This is a genomic window from Halomonas sp. Mc5H-6, from assembly GCF_024124705.1.
Lineage (GTDB): Bacteria > Pseudomonadota > Gammaproteobacteria > Pseudomonadales > Halomonadaceae > Vreelandella > Vreelandella subterranea.
Map to the genome: position 1 here is coordinate 174279 of NZ_JAMXSI010000004.1, position 25486 is coordinate 199764.

The 25486-nt window shown below is 60.2% G+C and carries 19 protein-coding genes; 7 read left to right on the top strand and 12 right to left on the bottom strand.

The genetic code is table 11. The features are described from left to right. Positions 1-41: 41 nt before the first annotated feature. The 4 genes from NH395_RS08270 (at position 42) to NH395_RS08285 (ending at position 5123) form a co-directional block, all read left to right on the top strand. Positions 42-911, top strand: a complete 870-nt coding sequence (locus tag NH395_RS08270; RefSeq protein WP_253023921.1) for a D-hexose-6-phosphate mutarotase — start codon at positions 42-44, stop codon at positions 909-911. A 32-nt stretch (positions 912-943) separates the two neighbouring features. Further along, positions 944-2332 carry a YcjX family protein gene (locus NH395_RS08275; protein WP_253023923.1) on the top strand — a complete coding sequence of 463 codons (1389 nt, stop codon included), beginning with the start codon at positions 944-946 and terminating at the stop codon, positions 2330-2332. Beyond that, positions 2329-3378 carry a TIGR01620 family protein gene (locus NH395_RS08280; protein ID WP_253023925.1) on the top strand — a complete coding sequence of 350 codons (1050 nt, stop codon included), beginning with the start codon at positions 2329-2331 and terminating at the stop codon, positions 3376-3378. The genes NH395_RS08275 and NH395_RS08280 overlap by 4 nt, the downstream gene beginning before the upstream one ends. Before the next feature lie 104 nt (positions 3379-3482). Then, positions 3483-5123 carry a BCCT family transporter gene (locus tag NH395_RS08285; protein ID WP_253023927.1) on the top strand — a complete coding sequence of 547 codons (1641 nt, stop codon included), beginning with the start codon at positions 3483-3485 and terminating at the stop codon, positions 5121-5123. Positions 5124-5190: 67 nt separating this feature from the next. Here the strand turns inward: NH395_RS08285 and NH395_RS08290 are convergent, their stop codons facing one another. The 7 genes from NH395_RS08290 to NH395_RS08320 form a co-directional block, all read right to left on the bottom strand. Then, on the bottom strand, positions 5191-6312 hold the full coding sequence (locus tag NH395_RS08290; protein ID WP_253023929.1) for an ABC transporter ATP-binding protein: 1122 nt from the start codon (positions 6310-6312) through the stop codon (positions 5191-5193). Between the two features lie 20 nt (positions 6313-6332). Continuing rightward, complete coding sequence (locus tag NH395_RS08295; RefSeq protein WP_066322350.1) at positions 6333-7211, bottom strand: carbohydrate ABC transporter permease; 879 nt, start codon at positions 7209-7211, stop codon at positions 6333-6335. Further along, positions 7204-8130: a sugar ABC transporter permease gene (locus NH395_RS08300; RefSeq protein WP_253023931.1), complete on the bottom strand. Its 927-nt coding sequence runs from the start codon at positions 8128-8130 to the stop codon at positions 7204-7206. Before NH395_RS08300 ends, NH395_RS08295 begins: the two co-directional genes overlap by 8 nt. 81 nt (positions 8131-8211) lie before the next feature. Beyond that, positions 8212-9492 (bottom strand): ABC transporter substrate-binding protein, encoded by a 1281-nt coding sequence (locus NH395_RS08305; RefSeq protein WP_253023933.1) that lies wholly within the window; start codon positions 9490-9492, stop codon positions 8212-8214. 106 nt (positions 9493-9598) lie between these two features. Continuing rightward, a complete protein-coding gene (locus NH395_RS08310; protein WP_253024033.1) occupies positions 9599-11002 on the bottom strand; it encodes an ATP-binding protein in 1404 nt (467 codons plus the stop codon). A gap of 80 nt (positions 11003-11082) precedes the next feature. Beyond that, positions 11083-11820, bottom strand: a complete 738-nt coding sequence (locus NH395_RS08315) for a response regulator (protein ID WP_253023935.1) — start codon at positions 11818-11820, stop codon at positions 11083-11085. A 112-nt stretch (positions 11821-11932) separates the two neighbouring features. Continuing rightward, positions 11933-12730, bottom strand: coding sequence for a Cof-type HAD-IIB family hydrolase (locus NH395_RS08320; RefSeq protein WP_253023937.1), 798 nt, complete (start codon positions 12728-12730; stop codon positions 11933-11935). Positions 12731-12891: 161 nt separating this feature from the next. Here NH395_RS08320 and NH395_RS08325 point away from each other — a divergent pair, with 161 nt between their 5' ends. The 3 genes from NH395_RS08325 to NH395_RS08335 all read left to right on the top strand — a co-directional run bounded on the left by NH395_RS08325 (position 12892) and on the right by NH395_RS08335 (position 17139). Beyond that, positions 12892-14832: an exoribonuclease II gene (locus tag NH395_RS08325; RefSeq protein WP_253023939.1), complete on the top strand. Its 1941-nt coding sequence runs from the start codon at positions 12892-12894 to the stop codon at positions 14830-14832. A 149-nt stretch (positions 14833-14981) separates the two neighbouring features. Continuing rightward, positions 14982-16100, top strand: coding sequence for a glycosyltransferase family 1 protein (locus NH395_RS08330; RefSeq protein WP_253023940.1), 1119 nt, complete (start codon positions 14982-14984; stop codon positions 16098-16100). Continuing rightward, complete coding sequence (locus NH395_RS08335; RefSeq protein ID WP_253023942.1) at positions 16078-17139, top strand: lysylphosphatidylglycerol synthase transmembrane domain-containing protein; 1062 nt, start codon at positions 16078-16080, stop codon at positions 17137-17139. Before NH395_RS08330 ends, NH395_RS08335 begins: the two co-directional genes overlap by 23 nt. Positions 17140-17191: 52 nt before the next feature. On the opposite strand, the gene sucD is transcribed toward NH395_RS08335, so the two are convergent. The 5 genes from sucD to NH395_RS08360 form a co-directional block, all read right to left on the bottom strand. Next, positions 17192-18064, bottom strand: a complete 873-nt coding sequence (gene sucD, locus NH395_RS08340) for a succinate--CoA ligase subunit alpha (RefSeq protein WP_066317215.1) — start codon at positions 18062-18064, stop codon at positions 17192-17194. Continuing rightward, positions 18064-19230 (bottom strand): ADP-forming succinate--CoA ligase subunit beta, encoded by a 1167-nt coding sequence (sucC, locus tag NH395_RS08345; RefSeq protein WP_066317210.1) that lies wholly within the window; start codon positions 19228-19230, stop codon positions 18064-18066. The genes sucD and sucC overlap by 1 nt, the downstream gene beginning before the upstream one ends. A 161-nt stretch (positions 19231-19391) precedes the next feature. Next, complete coding sequence (gene lpdA / locus NH395_RS08350; protein WP_066317208.1) at positions 19392-20831, bottom strand: dihydrolipoyl dehydrogenase; 1440 nt, start codon at positions 20829-20831, stop codon at positions 19392-19394. Positions 20832-20921: 90 nt separating this feature from the next. Continuing rightward, positions 20922-22517 (bottom strand): 2-oxoglutarate dehydrogenase complex dihydrolipoyllysine-residue succinyltransferase, encoded by a 1596-nt coding sequence (gene odhB / locus NH395_RS08355; RefSeq protein WP_253023944.1) that lies wholly within the window; start codon positions 22515-22517, stop codon positions 20922-20924. Positions 22518-22555: 38 nt separating this feature from the next. After that, positions 22556-25387, bottom strand: a complete 2832-nt coding sequence (locus NH395_RS08360) for a 2-oxoglutarate dehydrogenase E1 component (protein WP_092827903.1) — start codon at positions 25385-25387, stop codon at positions 22556-22558. Positions 25388-25486: the final 99 nt, after the last annotated feature.

The following is a 25486-nucleotide window of genomic DNA, read 5'->3' on the forward strand; positions in this document are numbered from 1 at the left end:
AATATTCATTGACAGTGGCCCCGCTGAAAAAAGGATTGCCTATGATTCCCGACTCCCTCCAGCAGTTGCTTGATGGTGTAGACGGCCAGCAAACGTCTCACTGGCAAGGCCGCGACCTTGTACTGTTCAACGCCCCCTGGGGGGAACTGGTCGTCTCGCTGCAAGGCGCCCAGGTACTGCACTTCCGACCACCCAATGACCTTGGCTGGCTATGGGTAACCCCCACCCCACAACCCATGCCTGGCGCCATCCGTGGCGGCATTCCGCTCTGCTGGCCCTGGTTCGCGGATGAACGCTACGCTGACGAAACGCCCGACCGCAGCGGCACCTTCCACGGCCTGGCCCGGCATGCCGACTGGCGGCTGGAAGCGGCGGATGAACATGCCGAGGGAATCGAGCTCCACCTCTCACCGACGCAGCCTTTGCACTCCCAACTGACGGTACGCACCGTCATCCAGGCCAATGCCCAGCGGCTCGCGGTTGAATTGATCACCGAAAACGTGGGCGAAAGCCCGGTAAAGGTCAGTGGCGCGCTGCATTCCTATCTCGCGGTCGACGATGCTCACCAGTGTCGGCTGGAGGGGTTGACCGGCGCACGCTATCTCGACAAGCTGCGCGACTTTGCGGAAAGCGAGCAGCAAGGCATCCTGGCCATTCGCGGTGCGGTCGACCGTATCTATCACTCCAATGAAGCCGTGATGCTGCATGATGGCCCGCGCACGCTACGCATCGGCAAACAGTCCAGCGATTCCACCGTGGTGTGGCACCCGGACCAAGAGCCCCCCGCCGATACCTCTATCGAGGCCGCCAAACGCTTTGTGTGTGTCGAGGCCGCCAACACCCGCCTGGATCCCGTATGGCTGGTCCCCGGTGCCCAACATCTGCTGGGTACCACCTTGAGCAGAACCTGAGCTTTGCAAACCTTGATAGAGGACAACGCGCCATGCGCCAGGCGTTTCATCGCGAGCTGAGTAACCTGATAGAACGTGGCCGCGACCGCCAACTTCGGCTGGCGGTCACCGGACTCTCACAGGCGGGCAAAACGGCTTTTTTAACCTCACTGGTCAATCAGCTCCGCCATGCCGGCGTTGAAGCCCAGCTAGACCTGCTACCGGCAGCCCGCGAGGGGCGTTTGCTCGGTGCCCAGCGCCTCAACCAGCCTGACCTGGGCGTGCCGCGATTTCCCTATGACCCGGGAATGGCCGCGCTGCTCGATACCCCGCCCCGTTGGCCTGAGCCCACCCGGGGGATCAGCGAACTGCGCCTGCAGTTACGCTACCGCCCCGCTCAAAAGGGCTGGTTAGCGCCCGACATCGCCCACCTTACGCTGGATTTATTCGATTACCCCGGCGAGTGGCTGCTCGACTTACCGCTGCTGCAGCACGACTTTTACAGCTGGTGCCAGGCACAGCCGCTGCACTCAGGCGACCAGCGCCGGGCCATGTTCAGCGAATGGCTAACCGAGGTGGAAACCCTTGACCCCACCGCCGAAGCCGACGAAGGGCAGCTGGCAAGCCTTGCTGAAGCTTATGCACAGGGCCTTCGACGCGCCAAGCAGGCAGGGTTCTCCAACCTCCAGCCCGGGCGTTTTTTATTGCCGGGCGAGCTGGACGGGGCGCCGGTGTTACAGTTTTTTCCACTTCCCCAGCTCACTATGCCCAAAGAGGAACTGGAGGCACTTCCACCTGACAGCCTGTATGCCACCCTGGCGGCGCGCTTTCGCTACTACCAGCAGCAGGTCGTGCGCCCCTTTTACCGTGACCATTTCCGCCGCTTTGACCGCCAGATTGTCCTGGTGGATGTATTGGGTGCACTCAATGCCGGGCCTGAGCGGTTCGAGGACCTCTCCCAGGCGCTCAGCCAGCTGATGCACAGCTTCGATTATGGCCAGCGCAGCCTGCTGACACGGTTATTTGCCCCCAAGATCGATAAGCTGGCCATCGCCGCTACCAAGGCGGACCATGTCACCCCCGACCAGCACGGCCATGTCGTTCAACTGCTTGAAGCCTTGCTGGCGGAACCTCTCAAGGATTTGCGCTTTGCCAACATTCCCGTCAAGGCGCTTTCGCTGGCCGCGATTCGCGCCACCGAAGCCCGCGAGGTCGTGCACAACGGTCAGCGTTCGCCCGCTCTGCGGGGTACCACGCTTGAGGGGGAAGACGTCCTGGTATATCCCGGCGATGTACCACCCCGTTTACCGACGCATGACTTCTGGCAACAGCAAGGCTTCGACTTCCCCAGCTTTCGACCCATGGATATACGGTCCGAAGCCCTTGGTCACATTCGCATGGACGCCGCTATCGATTGGCTGATTGGAGATAAACTCACATGACCACCCCACAGCCACGTCGACACTTCAACCTCGATGAGCCCCAGGCAACCCACGATGGAGCTGATGCCGAGCTGCGTCAGCGTGAAACCTTCGCACCTACCGACCATCACCACCCCCTGCCGCCTTCTGCCGAGGAAAAGGCCCTCCCCGAGGCCCGTTTGGGCGCGCCGCGCAAACGCCGCTGGGGGCTGATGCTGGCACTGGGCGGTGGTGCCGCCCTGGGCACCCTGGAACTGGCGACGGGTATTCCCGAGGCGCTGGCTCAGTCCCAGTGGCTGGCAATGGCCTGGCAGGTATTCGGCATGGGGTTGATCGGGCTGGGTGGGTTATCGTTGCTTAAGGAGTTGGGCCGCTTAAGACGCTTAAAACGTCACGACCGGCTGCGCAGCGACTTGGCTGAGCTGCCTGAGCGCTCAGCCAAGCAAGCCCAGCAGATGGCCGAACAGCTTAAATGCCAGCTCAAGCTGGCCGACGACGACCCGCACTGGCAAGCATTCAAACACGCCTGTCAGCCACACCATAGCGGCGAAGAGATCCAGACACTATTGCGCTACCACCTCCTCGCCCCCCGGGACCGGGAAGCGCAGCTACTGATTACGCGGATGTCCGGCGAAACCGCCATCATGGTCGCGGTGAGCCCGCTGACCCTGGTCGATATGGCGCTGGTGGCCTGGCGCAGCCTGGCGATGGTGGATCGGCTATGTCGCCTTTATGGCCTGGAGTTGGGCTACGCCAGCCGCCTGCGGCTGTTTCGCCAGGTGCTGCATAACATGGCGTTTGCCGGGGCAAGCGAGCTGGCCACCGAGGCCAGCATGGATATGCTCTCGCTGGATCTGGCCAGTCGCCTGTCCGCACGGGCTGGCCAGGGCCTCGCCACCGGGCTGCTCAGTGCCCGCCTTGGGCTGCGCGCTCAGCGGCTGTGCCGCCCGGTGGCCTTTACCGCCGAAGAGCAACCCAGGCTCAGCGACTTGCGCCAGGACCTGTGGCGACAGATCAAGCGCCTCGACAAGGAAGCCACGCCCCAAGACCGCTCATCCCGGCCGTAAACACCCTGAAAGGCGGCTTCCGTTGAAAGCCCGTTAGGTTTCAACGCTGGTTGCCGCCATGATGGTCGCTTGTCTCACCATTCTTGAATGAGGAGAAATCTTGCATGAACGATTCAAGCGATTCTGAATCCCCGCCCATGGCAGACGACATGCAGACTGACTATGTCGTTGGTCAGGATAATATCTCGGGAAACCTCGGCCCCTTTGGTTTCGATATTCACAACCGGGTCTTTGTCGTATCAGCAGTTGCGTCAATTATTTTCATTCTCCTCACCCTGTTGTTCCCCGATCGGGCAAGCAACACCTTCCAGGCCATTGTCGCTTTTTCCACGGGGACACTGGACTGGTACTTCATGATCATCGTGGACTTCTTTATTCTGTTTTCCCTGGCGCTGGTCGTCCTGCCCCACGGGTCGGTCAGGCTGGGCGGCCCTGATGCCCGGCCGGAGCATAGCTACCTCTCCTGGTTCGCGATGCTGTTCACCGCCGGCATCGGCATCGGCCTGCTGTTCTTCGGGGTGCTGGAGCCGGTTTACCATGCCAACGTGTCTCTGCCCTTAGGGGTCGCTTCTCCGTTCGGGGGCGATGGCGAACTGAACCCTGACGCCATTGCCGACGCCAGCGCCCTGGGCCTTGCCGGTACCTATCTGCATTGGGGAATCCACGGCTGGGCGGTGTACGTCGTGATGGCACTGGCACTGGGCATATTCACCTACAACAAGGGGCTGCCTTTCTCCATCCGCTCGGCGTTCTTTCCCATCCTCGGCGAGCGCGTCTGGGGTTGGTGGGGGCATGTCATCGATATTCTGGCGGTGTTTTCCACCCTCTTTGGGCTGGCGACCTCCCTCGGGCTTGGGGCCCAGCAGGCCAATGCGGGGATGAACTTCGTCTTCGGGCTGGAAGTGAGCACCTTTACCCAGGTCATCGTCATCATTATGGTCACCGCAGTGGCGCTGGTGTCGGTATGGCGCGGGCTCGAGGGCGGCTTGAAGAAGCTCTCCGAGATCAACATGATACTGGCTGTCCTGTTCTTCTTTTTCGTGCTGTTCGCCGGTCCCACCCTGGTCGCGCTCAGCGGGTTCTGGTCAGGGCTTGTCACCTATGTGACTGACTTCCTGCCATTATCGGCGCCTTTCGGCCGTGACGACGATGCCTATCGCCAGTCCTGGACCATCTTCTACTGGGCGTGGTGGATCAGTTGGGCACCGTTCGTCGGAATGTTCATCGCGCGGGTCTCGCGGGGCCGCACGGTGCGCGAGTTCGTGCTTTGCGTGCTGCTGGTACCCAGCCTGTTCATCTTTATCTGGATGGGTGTCTTCGGCTCAACCGCACTCGATCAGCTCTACGCCAATCCTGCCGCCAGCCTGGTCAAGGAGTATGTGATCGACAGCTACCGGCCCGAGCTTTCGCTGTTCGGCATGCTCAACGAACTGCCGCTGACCGGCCTGATGTCGACCCTGGGCATCATCCTGGCGCTGATCTTCTTTGTCACCTCCTCGGACTCCGGTTCCCTGGTGATCGATACCATCACCGCGGGCGGCAAGATCGATGCGCCACGGCCCCAGCGGATGTTCTGGGCGATTGTGGAAGGTCTTATCGCGATCGTACTGCTCATCGGCGGTGGCCTGTCAGCGCTTCAGGCGGGCGTCACCGCCACCGCAATCCCATTCTCCCTCGTGCTCCTGGTGATGTGCTACTCGATCATCAAGGCGCTCAATGGCGAATTGCGGCACTTACGCAGTTGAAGGGGAAATAGTGACGAAAAAGCCCTGCTGATCTGGCAGGGCTTTTTTTGTCCGCAGGTTTGAAGGCTTACGCGAGTCGCTTTTCGGTCTCGGCGTTGAACAGGATCGCCCGGGCCATATCCACCCGGAGCGCCAGGCGTTCACCGGGGGAAACGGCGCATTTGGGCCCTACCCGCGCCGTCACTTCTTGCTCACCCAGTGGCAGACGCAGCAGTATATCAGCGCCGGTGGGCTCAACGACGGTGACGCTGGCATGCAGCAAGGTGCCTTCCGCCTGGGCGCTCAAGCGCTCATCCTCCTCGCTGAAATGCTCGGGGCGCAGGCCCAGAATCACCGGCTTGCCTAGCTGTTCGATCATGGCGTCCGTGACCCGCGCCGTCGGCCAGGGCAGGCACAAGTCTTCCTCATCCGGCGTGGCGATACGTACCGCATAGCCGCCCCCATCGCGCTCGAGCATCGCGCTGATAAAGTTCATCGATGGTGACCCCATGAAGCCGGCCACGAACATGTCCACCGGGTTGTTGTACACCTCGTCGGGGCTGCCTAGCTGCAGAATATGTCCGTCGCGCATGACCGCTATGCAGTCAGCCAGCGTCATCGCCTCAACCTGGTCGTGGGTCACGTAAACAATGGTTGTGCCCAGACGCTGGTGGAGCTTTTTGATCTCGGTGCGCATATCCACCCGCAGCTTGGCATCCAGGTTGGATAGCGGCTCATCAAACAGATAAACCTTGGGCTCGCGGGCCAGCGCACGCCCCATGGCCACCCGCTGACGCTGCCCGCCAGACAGTTGTGAAGGCTTGCGCTCGAGCAACGGCGTGATTTGCAGCAGGTCGGCGACGCGCTCGACTGCAGCCTCACGCTCAGGCTTGGGCACCTTGCGCATTTCAAGCCCGAAGCTGATGTTCTGACGCACCGTCATGCTCGGGTAGAGGGCGTAGGACTGGAACACCATGGCGATATCCCGATCAGCCGGGGGGCGCCAGGTGACGTCTTCGCCATCGATATAAATATTGCCGCTGGTAACCGGTTCCAGCCCGGCAATGGCGTTCATCAGCGTGGATTTACCACAGCCCGACGGCCCCACCAGTATCAGGAACTCGCCGGAATCGATTGAGATACTGACATCTTTCAGCACGCGTTCACTGCCGAAATCTTTGCTCACATTGTGTATTTCTAACGCTGCCATAATGGGTCTGCCTGTTATTGTTAGCCTTTCACCGAGCCTGCCGTGAGCCCGCGCACGAAGTATTTACCGGCCAGCACGTACACCACCAGGGTGGGCAGCGCGGCTATCATTGCCGCGGCCATGTCCACGTTGTATTCGCGTACGCCGGTGGAGGTGTTGACCAGGTTATTGAGCGCCACGGTCACCGGCTGGGTGTTGTGGGCGGAGAATGCCACGCCGAACAGAAAGTCGTTCCATATCTGGGTAAACTGCCAGATCACCGAGACCACGATGATCGGCGTCGAGACAGGCAGCAGAATTCGCCAGAAGATACGGAAGAACCCCGCACCATCCAGCTTTGCCGCCGATACCAGTTCATTGGGGATGCCGACATAAAAGTTGCGGAAAAACAGTGTGGTAAAGGCAATCCCAAACACCACGTGCACCAGAACCAACCCCGCACGGGAGCTTGAAATACCCAGCCACCCCAGGGTTTGCGCCATGGGCAGCAATACGACCTGAAACGGAATGAAACAGCCGAACAGCATCAGCGCGAAAACCAGTTCCGAGCCTTTAAAGCGCCATTTGGTCAGCGCGTAGCCGTTCAGGGCGCCAATCGTGGTGGAGATCAACACGGCGGGAATCACAATCGCAAAGGAATTCCAGAAGTAGCCGCCGACCCCGTCACAGCGCATACCGGTACAGGCTTCGCCCCAGGCTTTGGTCCATGGCGCCAGCGTCGGGTTTTGCGGCAGCGTCAGCAGTGTACCGGCGCTGATTTCACTGAGCGGTTTCACCGAGGTCATCAGCATCACCGCCAGCGGCAAGAGATAGAACAGGGCCGCAAGGATCAGCACGCTGTATACCGCTAGCCGACTGACGCGCGCGGCCAGCGTTTGACGACGAATCACATTAGCCATGCCGACGGCTCCTCAATTCGGAATACAAGTAAGGAATCAGAATGGCCAGTACGCCCCCCAGCATCAGCATGGCGCTCGCCGAGCCCAGGCCAATCTGCGCCCGGTTGAACGCGTGGGCGTACATGAAGGTGGCAGGCAGGTCTGACGCGTAGCCAGGGCCGCCGCCTGTCAGGGCAACCACCAGGTCGAAGCTCTTGATGGCAATGTGCGCCAGGATCATCACCGCGCTGAACACCACGGGGCGCAGGCAAGGCATCACTACTCGCCAGTAAACCCGTGGCAGGCTGGCGCCATCCAACTGGGCGGCCTTGATGATGCTGTCGTCAATGCCCCTCAACCCGGCTAAAAACAGCGCCATGACAAACCCTGACGCCTGCCATACAGCGGCAATCACCAGGGTGTAAATCACCATGTCCGAATCGACCAGCCAGTCAAAGCGAAACGACTCGAAGCCCCAACTGCGTACCATGGCCTGAATCCCCAGACTGGGGTTCAGCAACCACTTCCAGACGACCCCGGTGACGATAAAAGAGAGCGCCATGGGGTAGAGGTAAATCGTGCGCAGTGCGCCTTCCTGACGGATTTTCTGGTCGAGCAGCATCGCCAGCAGCACACCAATCACCAGGCAAATCACCACGAACAGCGAGCCGAAAATCATCAGGTTGGTGGATGCCACCCACCAGCGCTCGTTTTGCATCAAGCGCGCATACTGTCCAAAGCCGACAAAGTCATAGCTGGGCAGCATGCGTGAGCTGGTAAGCGACAGAATAAAGGTCCACAGCATGAAGCCGTAAACAAAGAACAACGAAATGGCCATGGAGGGGGCAAGCACCAGGCGTGGTAGCCACGCCTGCCACCCACTCAAGGTCGAGGCACGTGGAGCAGGATGCCCGCCACGCGCCGTAGAAGTGTTTTTCATGGGGAAACGTCCTCGCCAGGAAGCGGTGGCGCTGCCAGCACGACGGTGCCGGTCAGCGCCTATACAGGTTGCGAATGAACGTTAGAACGAAGCTGCTTCAGCCGCGTTGACCAGCCGCTCAGCGGCTTCTTCGGCTTGCATATCTTCGTCGTTGAAGTAGTTGGTCACCACATCGAAGATAGCCCCCTGGATATCGGCACGTACGGCCATACCGTGGGCCATGCTCGGCACCAGTCCGCCCTCTTCAGCGGTGCGCTGGAAATCGCTGAGCGACTGCTGCGCACAGCTGTCAAACTCGCTCATGTCCAGGTCGGGCCGTGCGGGAATTGAGCCCTTGGCCAGATTGAAGGCTTCCTGGAAGGTGGGCTCGAGTACCAGACGGGCCAGCGCCTGCTGGGCTTCCCGCTCGTCGTCATCGCTGACCCGGAACATGGCCAGGCTGTCGATATTGAAAGCAAAGACATCTTCGGTGCCCGGCGCCGGGGCACACAGATAGTCTTCCCCCGCCGTCAGGCCTCTGGCGGTAAACTCGCCTTTGGCCCAGTCGCCCATCATCTGCATGGCGGCTTCACCGTCAATCACCATCCCCGTGGCGATATTCCAGTCACGCCCGGACATGCCGTCATCCATCAGTGTGCGCAACCGCTTGAAGTCCTCCAGCGCATCCACCATCTGCTCGCCGCCCAGGGCCTCGGGGTCAAGATCGACCAACGCGCGCTGATAAAACTCGCCCCCCTGGCTGCCGATCACCACGCTTTCAAAGATGGTGGCGTCCTGCCACGCCTGACCACCATGGGCTAGCGGTATATAGCCCGCATCACGAATGGCCTCGCCTGCGGCAAACAGCTCGTCAAGGGTAGTGGGCATTGCAACGCCCGCGTCATCCAGTACCTCCGGGTTGGCCCACAGCCAGTTGACCCGGTGGACGTTGGCCGGCACTGCCACGTACTCGCCGTCGTACTGCATAATGTCGGCAACGACCTCGGGCAGTAACGCATCCCAATTTTCCGCCTCAGCGACATCGACCAGGCTGCCGAGCAAGCCAAGCTCGCCCCACTCTTGAATCTCGGGTCCCTTGATCTGTGCCGCCGAGGGCGGGTTGCCCGACATGGCACGGGACTTGAGCACCGTCATGGCCGTTTCACCACCCCCACCGGCGACGGCAAAATCTTCCCACCCGTAACCTTCAGCTTCCATCAGGTCTTTGAGCACGTTGGCCGCCCGGGCTTCGCCACCGGAGGTCCACCAGTGCAGTACTTCTACTTCATTGGCCTGCGCCTGACCGATCATGGTGAGGCCTGCGAGCGTCGTGGCAAGGGCCAGGGAGGTTTTCTTCAACGCGGTTTTCTTCAACATGGGCATGGGTAACTCCTGCTGTTGTTGTTGTGTATGGTCAATGACATTCAACAGCGTACTGTAAATACGCCCCCATGGGCGTTACCGAGTCCTGCATAGTGTTTAAGGTTTATTACAAATCGGTAATAGTTTCATGGTGAGGGATCGTCAGGGTGACGCACAGCCCGCCCTGGGGATGGTTGGCAAGCTGAATATCGCCGCCGTGGGCGCGGGCGATGTGGTGGGCAATGCCCAGGCCGAGCCCACTGCCACCGGTGTGGCGGCTGCGCGACGGCTCCAGGCGAACGAACGGCGAGAACACACGGGACAGCTGGTCGTCGGGAATACCAGGGCCGTGGTCGCGAATCTTGATCGTCACGACGCCCGCCTGGTCCGCCAGGGATACATCCGCGTGCTGCCCATAGAAGACGGCATTTTCCAGCAGGTTCGCCAAACAGCGCTTGAAGGCCATCGGCTTGACCGTGAGCGGTGCGGCCTTGCCCTGCACGGTCACGCGTCCGCCCTGGAGGCGAAGTTCCCCGGCGATGTCATCGATGAGTGTTTCAAGGTCCAAGGGCTCTGGCACTTCGTGCAGGTCCAAGCCTTTTACCGACGCCAGCGCGCCCTTGACCAGGCCATCGAGCTCATCCAGGGCCGCACAGAAGCGCTCCCGCTGAACCTCATCGTCGAGCATTTCAGCGCGCAGGCGCAGGCGCGTCAGCGGCGTTTTCAGATCATGGGAGATGGCCGAAAACAACCGCTCGCGTTCTTCTATCTGCTCGCGAATACGCTGCTGCATTCGGTTGAATGCCACCGCGGTGGCGGCGACCTCTTTAGGCCCGCTCTCCTTGAGGGGCGGCATATCCAGGTCGTCGCCAAGCTGCAGTGCCGCTCTGGAGAGCCGCGCCAATGGGCGGGTCGCGCTGCGAATCCCCAGCAGTGACAGCGCAATCACGCTGAGCAGCACCAGCAGCCCGACCAGCACGCGCTCTTCGGAAAGCCAGCGATAGCCGGTGAAAATATCCGGCACCCCCAGCAGCGTGGCCACGTAAAGCCAGGTGTCCGGTGCCAGCTCCAGTTGGACCACCAGAATCGGGGGCGAAAGTGGCTCCATCAGCAGGCTATGCTGGCCCCAGCGCGGCGGCAAGTCCTTGAGTAATACCTCGTTATTCAAGACGCGAAGCGTCTCGGGCCGGGAGAACTCCACCACCACGTCGTCGATATTGAGCTGCTCGGTGAGAATATTGCGAACGTTATCCACCACCACCTGCTTTTCCGGGCCCGAGCCAATATCCTCGATGGTCAAGCGTCGCTCGTTGATGCTGACGAAAAAGCGCGTGCCGCCCATGTTGCGCAACTGGTCGAGCACGATGTGCCGGTACTCATAGGGCAATGAACGGAAATATTGCATCGTGGACGCGATACTGAACGCCATATTGGTGGACAGCTCATCCAGCTGTCGCAACTGACTGGAACGCACCTGAGACGTCCAGATCGCATAGCTTGCCACCTGAGCGACCAACACCCCCGCCAGCATGATAATCACGAAGCGACCGCGTAACGTGGTCGGCAACCAGCGCGCGACACGCCGCTTGAGGGTTTGCCAGCGCGAAGGGATCACGTTAGCGCATCGACACGGGCGGTTAAGATGTAACCCGCTCCCCGGACGGTACGAATCAACTGCGAGTGCTGGGCATCCTCGCCCAGTCGCTGGCGAAGTCGGCAGACGTGTACATCGATCGAGCGGTCCAGCGGCGGGGCGTCGCGGCCACGGGTGAGCGCATAGAGATCGTCGCGGGACAGCACGGTGGCGGGGCGCTCCAGGAAGACCTGGAGCAGTTGGAAATCGGCTCCGGACAACGCCGTGCGTTCGCCCTGCCGGTCGATCAGTTCACGGGTCATACGATCCAGCTCCCAGCCACCGAAGCTGACGCAGCGCGCCTGGTCGGCGCTGGGCGCGGCTTGAGCGGGCCGGGTTCTACGCATGACGGCCTTGATGCGCGCCAGCAATTCGCGGGGGTTGAACGGCTTGCCCAGATAGTCATCGGCGCCCAACTCCAGGCCCAGAATGCGGTCGGTTTCATCGGCACTGGCGGTGAGCATGATGATCGGCACGTCGCTTTGCCGTCGCACTTCACGGCAGATCGAAAAGCCATCGTCCCCCGGCAGCATCAGATCGACGATCAGCAGATCTGCCGACGTCTGTTGCATAAGGGCTCTCAATGCAGCGGCATCCTGGGCGGTAAGCACATGATAGCCATGACGACCCAGATAATCGGCCAGCAGCTCGCAAATTTCCGGGTCGTCGTCGACCACGAACAGCGTGGCAGGCTTGGTCGGGGTGGACGATGTCATGGTGACGGTTGTCATCGGGGCAGGCTGATCCCACACTATTATTGTAAGAAGGGATGATCATGGGCGAGCCAAACGCAGGTGACAAGGCAGCCTCGACTAAGGTGGTAGCCTGTTACAGCGCAAAGCGCTCGCGTAGCCACCGGGCAACTGCCGCCTCGCCGTGATGACCGATGCGTTCAGCCCCGGTGACGCGATCAAACAACGCCGGGTGGGCGTTGGCCATCACCTGGGCTTCCCCCGCCAGGTCCAGCATTTCGGTATCGTTGAGGTTATCGCCGAAGGCCAGACAGTCGGCAGCCGTCAACCCCAACCGCTCCAGCAGTGATGATAGCGCGACCCCCTTGTTGACGCCGCGGGCCATGATTTCCAGCGAGTCGACCGTCGAATAGGTAATATGCAGTGCGTCGCCGTGAGCTGCCTGCGCCTGGGCTTCCAGTTGTTTCAGCGCGGCGGGGTCACCCAGATAAAGCACTTTGCCTACACCGTTAGTGTCCATCAGCGTGGGCGGCACAACCGCATAGCGAAAGCCGGTAGAGGCATGAAGTGACAGTAAGTGCGGCGCCTCAGCGTCGATATGCCAGCCGCTTTCACGGTAAATGTTAAGCCGTACCTGAGGCGGGCGCGGAAGATCGATCAGCGTCTGTGCATGTTCCGGCGCCACATGATGGGCGGCGAGCAAGGTGTCGTTCGGGTCGTGCACATAAGCGCCGTTGGTACTGATCAAGTGCGCCGGAATCGCCAGTTGATCACGGAACACCCGCATATCGTGATAATGACGGCCCGACGCCAGCGCGACATGGTGCCCCTGACCATGCAACTGGCGAAGTACGTCAACCGTCTCATCGTGCAGCCGGTGATCACTCCCCAACAGGGTTCCATCCAGATCCGAAACAATCAGCCGTGGTGTCATAGCGCGCTCCCGAAAGATGTACCAATAGCTTACCCGATTCGGCAAACCGCATGTAAGTAGTTGACTTACCGTGTTCCAGTTCGACCAGCGGCAACGACAATTGGCGCGGCCCGCGGTAATCCGTATAGTGTCCCCCTATCCTTCGCCAACTGATTGACCTCATGCTGCAAAACAATTCCGTGCTTGCGTCGCTCAAGCAACAGATTCGCGATACCACCCCACGTGCCGAAGGGGTGATCAAGGCTACCGAGAAAGGCTTCGGGTTTCTTGAAACCGATGACGGTGACTCCTATTTCGTGCCGCCCCCCGCCATGAAGCAGGTGCTCCACGGTGACCGCGTAGAAGGCGTGATTCACGAGAACGGCGATAAAAAATCCCTTGAGCCCGAGAAGCTGATCGAAGCGGGGCTCGACCGTTTCATTGCGCGCGTGCAAAAGCGCGAAGACCGCCTTGCCGTCGTGCCGGATCATCCCTCGATCCGTAACGTGCTTAAAGCGCGCATCAAGAACAGCCTGGATGAGTCGACCATTGCTGATGGCGATTGGGTCGTCGCCCGCCTGGTGCGTCACCCGCTGAAAGAAAACGATCGCGGCTTTTTCAGCCAGATTGACGAGCTGGTGGCCAAGTCCGACGACCCCGCCGTGCCATGGCGTGTCACGCTTGCCCGTCATGCGCTGGAGCAGGCGTCTCCCAATGCGGGCGACGACTGGCCACTGCGCGATGAAGGCCTTGTCCGCGAGGACCTTACCGCACAGCCCTTCTTTACCATCGACGGTGAAAAGACCCGCGATATGGATGACGCCCTGCACGTCACGCCGCGCGCTGAAGGCGGCTGGCAGTTGAGCGTCGCCATCGCCGATCCTACCGCCTACGTGGAAGAAGGCCACGCCGCCGACCTGGAAGCGCGCACCCGCGCCTTTACGGTGTATTTGCCCGGCCAGAACGTCACCATGCTGCCCGAGAAATTGTCGGACGAGCTGTGCTCGCTATGGGAAGGCCAAGATCGCCCGGCGCTGGCCTGCACGCTGGATATCAATGCCGACGGCAGCCTGGGCGATTACCGCTTCTTCGCCGCCACTGTGAAATCGCATGCCAAACTGGCCTACGATCCGGTGTCTGACTGGATCGACGGTCAGGGCGATTGGGCACCGGCGGAGAACATTGCCGAGCAGTTGACCGCGCTGCGCGATTTAACCGAAGCGCGAACCGCCTGGCGTAACGAGCATGCCCTGGTCTTCAAGGACCGCCCGGATTACGTCTTTGACCTGGACGACGCGGGCAACGTGCTGGGGATTCGCACCGAAGATCGCCGCATCGCCAACCGCATGATCGAAGAGTCGATGATTGCCGCCAACGCCTGTTGCGCCGATTTCCTCGCCCAGCACATCGGTCACGGTATCTTCAATGTGCACCGCGCCTTTGAGCCCGAGAAAGCCGAAGCCGCGCAGGAGTTCCTGGCCGGTCAGGAAATTGAGGTGGACCAGCAGGCATTAACCGAGCTTGCCCACTACAAGGACCTCAAGCGCGCGCTGGAAAGCCGCGACGATGCCTGGCTGGATGCCCGCCTGCGTCGTTTCCAGGGCTTCACCAGCATGTCGGCCCAACCCGGCCCGCACTTCGGCCTGGGCCTTGCCGCCTACGCCACCTGGACCTCGCCGATCCGCAAGTATGGCGATATGGTCAACCACCGCCTGATCAAGCGCGTACTGAAGGGTGAACAGGCCCCGGCTGAAGCCAGTCAGCAGCTCACCGAACAGCTGACCGAGCGTCGCCGCCTGAACCGTATGGCCGAGCGCGACGTGAAAGACTGGCTTTACGTGCGCTACCTGACGCCCGCCGCGCAGAACCAGGACACCTTTGACGCCGAGATCATGGCGATCAACCGAGGCGGCATGCGCGTTCGCCTGATCGAAAACGGTGCCACCGCCTTTGTCCCCGCTCCCTTGATGCACAGTGACCGCAGCAAGGTGGTGATTGACGACAAGGAAGGCCGCATCCAGATCGAAGGCGAAGAACGCTACAAGCTGGGCGACAGCCTTCGCGTCGTGCTCACCGAAGCCCGCGAAGAAACCCGTTCGCTGGTGGCAAAACCCGCCGCTTGATAAGCAGGCTGTCAAGGTGACGTTAAGCCACGGTCTCTGTTGACGAGACCGTGGTTTTTTTATGCGTATGTCAGTCATCGCCCTGTCGTCGAACTGACTTATTGATTGGTTAAGGTAACTAATGACATTCATGTGGCTCGGAGGTTACCTTGCACATCGCCGATGTGACCATGTTCCATGCACCCGCCAGCGGCGGCGTGCGTACCTATTTACAGGCCAAGCATCGCGTCTTTTCCCGCTACCCCGGCGTGCGCACAAGCCTGCTGGTACCCGGTGCCGAGCGAGACAGCCTCGGCGACCAGCACACCTTACCGGCCTTTCGTTTACCCCTTGGGCAGGGTTACCGCTTTCCTCTGCGCGCGGCTCCGTGGCACGATGCGCTGATCGGCTTACGGCCTGACCTCATCGAGGCCGGTGACCCCTATGTGACCGCCTGGGCAGCCCTAGAAGCCGGTCAACGGCTGGGCATTCCCGTGGTCGGGTTTTATCACTCAGACTTGCCACGCTTGATGGGCGACCGTTTCGGGCGGCATGTAAGTCGGCGCTTGATCCGCTACGTGACGAACCTCTATCGCCAGTTTGATAGCGTGCTGGCCCCCTGCCAGACCATGGCAGATCGCCTACGGGAATGGGGCGTCGAACACGTCCGGGTGCAGCCTCTGGGGGTCGACGTTAACCACTTCCACCCCGACCAGTACGATGCTGACTTTCGCGCCAGCATGGGCATTCCAGCGCATAAAAAGCTGCTGATTTTCGTCGGCCGCTACTCCCGGGAAAAGAATATCGATGTCCTGCTGGCCACCATGCGCAGGCTGGGCGACGACTACCACCTCTTGCTGATGGGCCCTGGAATGCCGCACCAAGTCCCCACCAACGTCACCGTGGTCGACCGCTGTTGCGGTGCCCACGAGGTGACCAAAGCTCTCGCCAGCAGCGATGCCCTCTTGCATGCGGGCACCCGGGAAACCTTTGGTTTGATCGCCCAGGAAGCCATGGCCTGCGGCACCCCTGTAGTCGCCGCCCGCGCCGGGGCACTGGCTGAGAATGTTCCCCTCGGCGCCGGCATTTTATGCCGCCCGCTGGACCCCGCCGCCATGGCCGAAGCCTGCGATGCGCTATTCAGCAATGACATTGCGGCCAGCGGGCGCTACGCACGCCGCCATGTGGAGCGCTACGCCAACTGGGATAGCGTGATGCACTCGCTGCTGGCTCACTACGAGACCTTGACCGATATCGCTATGCCCCATGCTCTCCTTCAGCCACGCTAAACCTTCAGCCTGGTGGCGCTGGCGGCCCCTGCAAGTCGCCATGATCTTGCTGGCATTGGGGTTACCCCTAGCGCTGACCGCCTGGATCGGTGGCAGTGACGCCTGGCAGCGCGTCCGACAGTTTCCGCTTGGCATACTGCTGCTGATGCTGTTCCTCGCTTGCCTGTGCTGGAACCTGAACGCCGCACGGCTACGCTTGATGCTGGGCGGGCGGGCGGGCCCGTTGGGGCAACGCGGTGCCTTGGGTATTGAGCTGGCGTCGAAGTTTGCCCTGTGTGCCACACCGGGCGGGAGTGGCGGCCCCGCCACGCTACTCGTGCTATTGGCGCAGCGCGGTCTTCCTCCCTCCAAAGGCAGCGCGGTATTTCTGATCGACCAGGGATGCGACATGCTGTTTTTTCTCAGTATGCTCGGCGGGCTGGTGATTCTGTCATTGGTCAGCGACGTCAACTGGCCCCATCAAACGCTGGTGCAATCCGCCCTGGCTGGCCTGGTCGCCTGCGCCACGCTCGTTAGTCTGCTGGTCTATCAGCTACCCCGGCTATTGCGGGCCAGGCGTTTCAGGCTTACCTGGCTGAGTCGCGACCGCCGCCGACGTCTTGCCCGGGGTTGTCTGGGCTTTCGCCAGGCCTTGAAGGTAACGCTGTCGCTGCCTCCCACGACGCTGGCCGCGATGCTCCTGCTGACCACGGCTCACTGGCTGATGCGCTACAGCCTGCTCTACCTGGCGGTGCTCGGCGTGGGGGGCGATGTCGATTGGGTGTGGACCTTCTTGACCCAGATGCTGGCCATGGCCGCCAGCCAGTTGAGCTTTTTGCCCGGTGGCGCCGGGGCGGCCGAGGTGGGGGTTGGCTCGCTTTTGCTGCCGTTAATGGCCGCCGAGCAGGCCGCCGCTGCGGTATTGATATGGCGCCTCATCAGCTACCATCTCTATTTGGCCGCTGGCGCACCGTTTTTCCTGAGCTATGGATTCCGCTTGTTCAGGCGCAGCCCCTCAATCGATGGGCCCGTCCCAGAAGCAAAAAAAGAGCACCCGTAGGTGCTCTTTTTCATATCAGGCGCGACTTGCTCACGCCGGGCGACGTAACCGCTTACCAGCCAGTGACGGCTTTCAGCGCGTCGCCGATTTCCGCCAAGGAGCGCACGGTTTTAACGCCGGCATCTTCGAGGGCAGAGAACTTCTCGTCAGCGGTGCCTTTACCGCCGGAGATGATCGCGCCTGCGTGGCCCATACGCTTGCCGGGAGGTGCTGTCACACCGGCAATGTAGGCAACCACGGGCTTGGAAACGTTGGCCTTGATGTAAGCCGCCGCCTCTTCTTCCGCCGTGCCACCGATTTCGCCGATCATGACGATAGCTTCGGTTTTCGGGTCTTTCTCGAACATCTCGAGGATGTCGATGAAGTTGGAGCCCGGGATCGGGTCACCACCGATGCCGACACAGCTGGACTGACCAAAGCCATGATCAGTGGTCTGCTTGACCGCTTCGTAGGTCAAGGTACCCGAACGCGATACGATGCCGACACGGCCAGGCTGGTGGATGTGGCCCGGCATGATGCCGATCTTGCACTCGCCCGGTGTGATAACACCCGGGCAGTTCGGACCGATCAGGCGGACACCCAGCTCGTCGCACTTCACCTTGGCTTCGAGCATATCCAGGGTGGCAATGCCTTCCGTGATGCACACAATCAGCTTGATACCGGCATTGGCCGCTTCAAGGATTGAATCTTTGCAGAACGGTGCCGGTACGTAGATCACGCTGGCTTCAGCGCCGGTTTTCGCGACCGCTTCTTTCACGGTGTTGAAAACGGGCAGACCCAGGTGCTCCTGGCCGCCTTTACCGGGGGTAACACCACCGACCATCTGCGTACCGTAGGCAATCGCCTGCTCGGAGTGGAACGTACCCTGGCCACCCGTAAAGCCTTGGCAGATGACCTTGGTGTTCTTGTCGATCAGGATGCTCATTACTTGCCCTCCGCCGCTTTAACGACCTGCTGAGCCGCGTCGGTCAGACTGGTAGCCGCGATAATGTTGAGACCGCTAGACGCGAGTTTCTCGGTGCCTAGCTCGGCGTTGTTACCTTCCAGACGCACGACGACCGGCACGTTGACACCGACCTGCTCAACGGCACCGATGATGCCTTCAGCGATCATGTCGCAACGGACGATGCCGCCGAAGATGTTCACCAGCACGGCCTTGACGGAGTCGTCAGACAGAATCAGCTTGAAGGCTTCTGCAACGCGCTCTTTGGTGGCACCGCCACCCACATCGAGGAAGTTGGCCGGCTTGCCACCGTTCAGGTTGACGATGTCCATGGTACCCATGGCCAGGCCAGCGCCGTTGACCATGCAGCCGATGTTGCCATCCAGCGCCACATAGTTGAGTTCCCATGCAGCCGCTTCAGCTTCGCGCTCGTCTTCTTGAGACGGGTCACGCATTGCCTGCAGGTCCGGGTGACGGTACAGCGCGTTGCTGTCGAGGCCAAGCTTGGCATCCAGGCAGTGCAAGTTGCCTTGGTCGGTGATGACCAGCGGGTTGATTTCAAGCAGCGCCAGGTCTTTCTCGTGGAACAACTTGGACAGCCCCAGGAAAATCTTGGTGAACTGCTTGATCTGGTCGCCGGAAAGGCCCAGTGCAAAGGCCAGCTCACGCGCCTGGTAAGGCTGTGCGCCAACCAGCGGGTCGATCTCGGCTCTGAGAATCTTTTCGGGGGTTTCTTCGGCGACTTTCTCGATCTCTACGCCGCCTTCGGTGGAGGCCATGAAGACCACGCGGCGGGTCGTACGATCGACAACGGCACCCAGATACAGCTCATCGGCGATATCAGTGCAGGTCTCGATAAGAATCTTGGAAACTGGCTGGCCGTGCTCGTCGGTCTGGAAGGTCACCAGGTTTTTGCCCAGCCACTGCTCGGCAAACGCCTTGGCATCAGCCGGGTCTTTAATCAGCTTTACGCCACCCGCTTTACCACGACCACCTGCGTGCACCTGGGCTTTAACCACCCACATGTCGCCGCCGATCTTTTTACATGCGTCTTCAGCTTCTTCGGGAGTGTCCACAGCAAAGCTCTTGGACACGGGTAGACCATAATCGGCAAACAGCTGTTTACCTTGATACTCGTGAAGGTTCATCGATTCATGCCATTGGTTGCATGTGACTCGAACGATGATCAGTTTCCTTGAAAGAACTGTCATCCCCGTGCTTTCGATCTCTGTTTTTCAAACCGCGTCGAAAAGACATGGCCGAAAGCGTTGCGCCACCCTGGGGTGGCGCTTTTTTGTTACGGCGTAATTTACTTACGCTTTTTGCGGTTGGCCATATGGATCGCGTGGCCTTCAACCGCGAGCGCCGCTTCATGCACCGCTTCCGACATGGTCGGGTGAGCGTAGCAAGTCAGCGCCAGGTCTTCGGCACTGGAACCGAATTCCATGGCAATCACGCCCTGTGCAATCATCTCCCCGGCGTGCTGGCCAACGATGTGCATGCCCAGAATGCGGTCGGTTTCCGCATCGGCGATGATCTTGGCATTGCCCTCTGTGGCGTTGTTGGCCATCGCCCGGCCACTGGCCGCAAAGGGGAAACTACCGGTCTTGACGTTAATACCCTTGGCTTTGGCTTCTTCCTCGGTAATCCCCACCCACGCGACTTCCGGGAAGGTGTAGATAACGTTGGGAATGGCGTCGTAGTTCATCTCGGCCTTATGGCCCGCGATGATATCCGCCACCATGATGCCTTCTTCCGAGGCCTTGTGCGCCAGCATCGGGCCGCGCACGCAGTCGCCAATGGCGTAAACGCCCGGGACATTGGTACGGCACTGGTCGTCGACGAAGATAAAGCCGCGTTCGTCCAGCTCGACGCTGACACCGTCGTCGATGACGCCCTTGGTATAAGGACGACGACCGACACAGACGATCAGCTTGTCGAAGGTCATTTCCTGCTCGCCGTCAGCGTCGGTGTACTTGACGGTCACTTCTTCGCCGTTGGTTTCCGAGCCGGTGACGCGAGCGCCCAGTTTGATGTCCAGGCCCTGTTTCTTGAGCAGCTTTTGGGTTTCTTTACCGATGGCACCGTCGACCATGGGCAGGAAGGAATCCATGGCTTCGAGCACGGTGACCTCGGAGCCCAGGCGGTTCCACACGCTACCCAGTTCCAGGCCAATGATACCGGCACCAATCACGCCAAGACGCTTGGGTGTTTCCTGGAATTCCAGTGCACCGGTGGAGTCGACAACCAGTCCTTCGACCAGCGGGGTCGGCGGAATTTCCACCGGCACAGAGCCCGCCGCCACGACGATGTTATCGGCGTCATAGGTGGTGGCCTTGCCGTCTTTATCGGTCACTTCCACCTGCTTGGCGGAAATCACCTTACCGGTACCATCAATGGCGGTGACGCCGTTGGCCTTGAACAGCCCCGAGATGCCGCCGGTCAAGTTCTTAACGATCTTGTCCTTGCGCGCCATCATCTTTTTGACGTCCATGGTGACGTCACCGGCCTGGATACCCAGGTCGTCGAAATCGTCTTTCGCTTCGACGAACTTGTGCGATGCTTCGAGCAGCGCCTTGGACGGGATACAGCCGACGTTCAGGCAGGTACCGCCGTGCACGACGTTGCCTTCCTTGCCGATCCACTTTTCGACACAGGCGGTTTTCAGCCCGAGTTGCGCCGCACGGATGGCAGCGACATAACCACCGGGGCCGGCACCGATAACGATCACATCAAACTTGTCAGCCATGTTGGCTCCTTTAGCTTGGGTGCCTTCTCCCTTTTGGGGCAGAAGGCAGAGTGCAATTGAACGTGAGTATGTGACAGGTCGTTGTGACCCTTACACGTCCAGCAACAGGCGTGCGGGATCTTCCAGCAGCTCTTTGATGGTCACCAAGAATTGCACGGCGTCTTTGCCGTCGATCATGCGGTGATCATAGGAAACCGCCAGGTACATCATGGGGCGAATCTCGACCTTGCCATTGACCGCCATGGGGCGTTCCTGAATCTTGTGCATCCCCAGGATGGCGGTTTGCGGCGGATTGATAATCGGGGTCGACATCAGCGAGCCGAAGATACCGCCGTTGGTGATCGTAAAGGTACCGCCCTGCATTTCGTCGATGCCGAGCTTACCGTCACGGGCACGCTTACCGAAGTCGACGATCGTCTTCTCGACATCGGCGATTTTCATGCTGTCGGTGTCGCGCAGTACCGGCACGACCAGGCCACGCGGCGTGGACACGGCAACGCCGATATCCTGGTAGCCATGATAGACGATGTCGGTACCGTCGATGGAGGCGTTGACGTCCGGGAAGCGCTTGAGCGCCTCGGAAGCGGCCTTGACGAAAAAGCCCATGAAACCAAGCTTGGTATCGTGCGCCTTCAGGAAGGTGTCCTTGTACTGCGCACGCAATTCCATCACGGCTGTCATGTCCACTTCGTTGTAAGTGGTCAGCATGGCAGCCGTTTGCTGAGCCTCTACCAGGCGCTTGGCGATGGTTTGACGCAGGCGGCTCATCGGCACGCGTTTTTCTGGTCGCTCACCCTCTACCGCGGTGGTCGTCGCAGCTGCCGCAGCACCTTTTGGCGCTGCAGCGCCGCCGGAAGCTTTCTTGGCAGAACCTGATTTCACCGCTTTCTGCACATCCTCTTTCAGAATGCGGCCGCCCTTGCCGGTGCCTTCGATCTTGGCGACGTCCAGGTCGTGCTCCGCCACCATCTTGCGAGCAGCCGGTGCGAGGATCTTGTCACCGACTTTTTCATCGGCGCCGTCGTCGTCGCTGCTTTCATCCTTGGCCGGTTTGGCGTCATCGCCGCCGCTGCTTTCGCCACCGGCACCTTCGGTGAAGGTCGCAAGCACGGCCTCTGATTCAACCTGGCTGCCTTCTTCGGCCTTGATCTCGGACAGTGCACCATCGGCCGGGGCAACAACTTCAAGCACGACCTTGTCGGTTTCGATATCCACCAGCACTTCATCGCGCTTGACCGCTTCGCCGACTTTCTTGTGCCAGGTCGCGACCGTGCCTTCCTGGACCGACTCCGGGAAGCTTGGCGCTTTCACTTCATGCTGCTTGCCGCCACCGCTGGCTTTTTTGGGTGCGTCTTGCTTGTCGTCTGATGACTTGTCTTCAGATGCCTTTTCAGCGCTGTCATCGCCAGAAGATGTGGCTTCTTTCTTGCTGCTATCGCCGGAGGCTTCGCCTTCGCCGATTTTGCCCAGCACCTGCTCGGACTCGACGGTATCGCCTTCGTCGGCCATCACGTCGGTTAGCGTACCCGCTTCCGGTGCGACGACTTCGAGCACCACTTTGTCGGTTTCGATCTCGACGATCAGCTCGTCACGCTCAACGCTGTCACCCGGCTTCTTATGCCAGGCGGCGACGGTGCCTTCGGCAACGGATTCCGGAAAGGTTGGCGCTTTGATCTCGGTAGCCATGTCGTTTCCCTTATGTGTTCTCTAAATCCGGTGGGCGCTTAAAGATTAAACGCGTCTTCCACCAGCTGGCGCTGCTGTTCAGTATGGACGGACATATAGCCCGCTGCCGGAGCAGCAGAGGCCGGGCGTCCTGCGAATTTCAACTCACGTCCCAGGCCATCTTTCAGCATGTCGGCCACGGAACGCATATGGTGCTGACTTGAGTACCAGGCACCCTGGTTCAACGGCTCTTCCTGGCACCAGACAATGTCTTCCAACTGGGTATATGCCTGAAGGGCTTCAAGAAGCTCTTCTTTAGGGAAGGGGTAGAGCTGCTCAAGGCGCAGGATCGCCGTATCGTGGCGCTCGTTCTCAGCACGCCAATTCACAAGATCATAGTAAACCTTGCCCGCACACAGGATCACGCGCTTCACTTTCTCAGCGGTCAGCTCGGCCTGGTCTGCCAGCACCATATGGAACTTGCCATGGGCCAGGTCTTCAAGGCTGGAAACCGCCTGCTTGTGACGCAGAAGCGACTTGGGTGACATCACCACCAGCGGCTTGCGCAACGGGCGAATCACCTGACGACGCAGCAAGTGATAAATCTGCGCGGGGGTGGTCGGCACACACACCTGCATATTGTGCTCGGCACACATCTGCAGGAAACGCTCCAGACGGGCGGAGGAGTGCTCGGGACCCTGGCCTTCATAACCATGGGGCAGGAGCATGGTTAAACCGCATAAGCGGCCCCATTTGGTCTCACCCGAGGAAATGAACTGATCCACCACGACTTGCGCGCCGTTGAAGAAGTCACCGAACTGGGCTTCCCAGATGACCAGGTCATTGGGAGCCGTGGTCGAGTAACCGTATTCAAAGGCCAACACGGCTTCTTCCGACAGAATGGAGTCGTGGATGGTAAAGCGCGGCTGACCGTCCGACAGATTCTGCAACGGCACGAAGGTGGTGCCATCTTTCTGATTGTGCACAACCGCATGGCGGTGAGAGAAAGTGCCGCGGCCGACATCCTGACCGGTAATACGCACCGGGTGCCCCTGATCGATCAAGGTGGCATAAGCCAGCGTTTCGGCAAACCCCCAGTTGATCCCCATGCCACCGGCCTGCATCTTGCGGCGATCTTCGTAAATCTTGGCAACCTGACGCTGCACATCGACCCCGTCCGGGATCTCGCACATTTTCGCCGCCAGCTGCTGCAGCCGCTTCATGTCGAAGGTGGTATCGGCATTGCCGGTCCACTCATGGCCAAGGTAAGGCGTCCAGTCGACGAACAAGGACTTGTTGGGCTCCTGAACCAGCGCATTGGCCACGTGATTACCGGCCACCAGGTCATCGCGGTAGGTTTCAATCATCGCCTTGGCGTCTTCTTCAGACAAGACGCCCTGCTCGACCAGACGCTTGGCATATAAGGTACGCGAAGAAGGATGGTCCTTGATCTTCGAGTACATCATCGGCTGGGTACCGGACGGCTCGTCGGCTTCGTTATGGCCGCGCCGACGATAGCAGACGAGATCGATGACCACGTCTTTCTTGAACTCCTGCCGATAGTCCAGCGCCACCTGAGTCGCGTGAAGAACCGCGTCCGCATCATCGCCGTTAACGTGGAAAATCGGCGCCTGTACCATCTTGGCGATATCAGTACAGTATTCCGTGGAGCGCGAATCCTGCGGGTGGGACGTGGTAAAGCCCACCTGGTTGTTGATGACGATGTGAACCGTGCCGCCGGTCTTGTAGGCGCGGGTCTGGGACATCTGGAATGTCTCCATGACCACGCCCTGACCGGCAAAGGCCGCGTCGCCGTGGACGTTGATGGGCAGGACCTTGCTGCCCTCTTCGTCGTTACGACGGTCCTGACGGGCACGTACCGAGCCCTCAACAACGGGCGCGACGATTTCCAGATGCGACGGGTTGAACGACATGGCCAGGTGGACTTCGCCGCCTGGCGACATGACATTCGAGCTAAAGCCCTGGTGATACTTGACGTCGCCCGAACCGCGCTCGATGACTTTCTTGCCGTCGAACTCGTCGATCAGATCCGCCGGGTTTTTACCCAGGATGTTGACCAGCAGGTTGAGTCGCCCGCGGTGGGCCATCCCAATGACGACTTCTTTTGTGCCGTAACCGCCTGCCCGCTGGATAAGTTCGTCCATCATCGGTACAAAGGCTTCGCCGCCTTCCAGACCGAAGCGCTTGGTACCCGGGTACTTGGACGCCAGGTAGTTTTCCAGACCTTCGGCCGCCGTCAGGCGTTCCAGCACGTGCTTACGCACGTCATCGCTGAACTTGGGTGCACTGCGTACCGATTCGAAACGCCGCTGTAGCCAGCGCTTTTCCTCGGTATCGACAATGTGCATGATCTCGCAGCCAATCGAGCGACAGTAGGTGCGATCCAGGGCATCGACGATATCGCGCAACGGCGCCTTGTCGATACCTAGAAAGAAAGAACCAGTCTGAAACTCGGTGTCCAGGTCAGCTTTTGAAAGCTGGTGGAAAGAAAGGTCGAGATCGGGGACGGGGGTGGGATTACGCAGGCCCAGCGGGTCGATATTGGCCTTTTGATGACCACGAAAGCGGTAAGCGTTGATCAGCTGCAGGACTTTCACCTGCTTCTTGTTTTCGCCACTTTCAGCGGCAGCTACCCGAGCAGGGCGATTTTCACGGCCCAACTGATAGAACTGATCACGAATAGGACTTAGCGGAACATCGTGAGAGGCACTGCCCTCCGGGCGAGGCAACTGGTCAAAATAGTTGCGCCACTCGTCAGGGACAGATTCAGAATCGGCGAGGTACTGCTCGTAAAGCGCTTCCACGTAGTGAGCGTTGCCACCACTAACGTGAGAGGAACGCCACATCAACTCCATTATGCCTTGTTGCATTTCTTGGTCACCCTGCACTGATGGGGTGGTATCGGCATCGTCGCGTCACCGCGGCGACATCGGTATTGCCCTGCCGGCGGGGCGGGACATTTGCCGGCG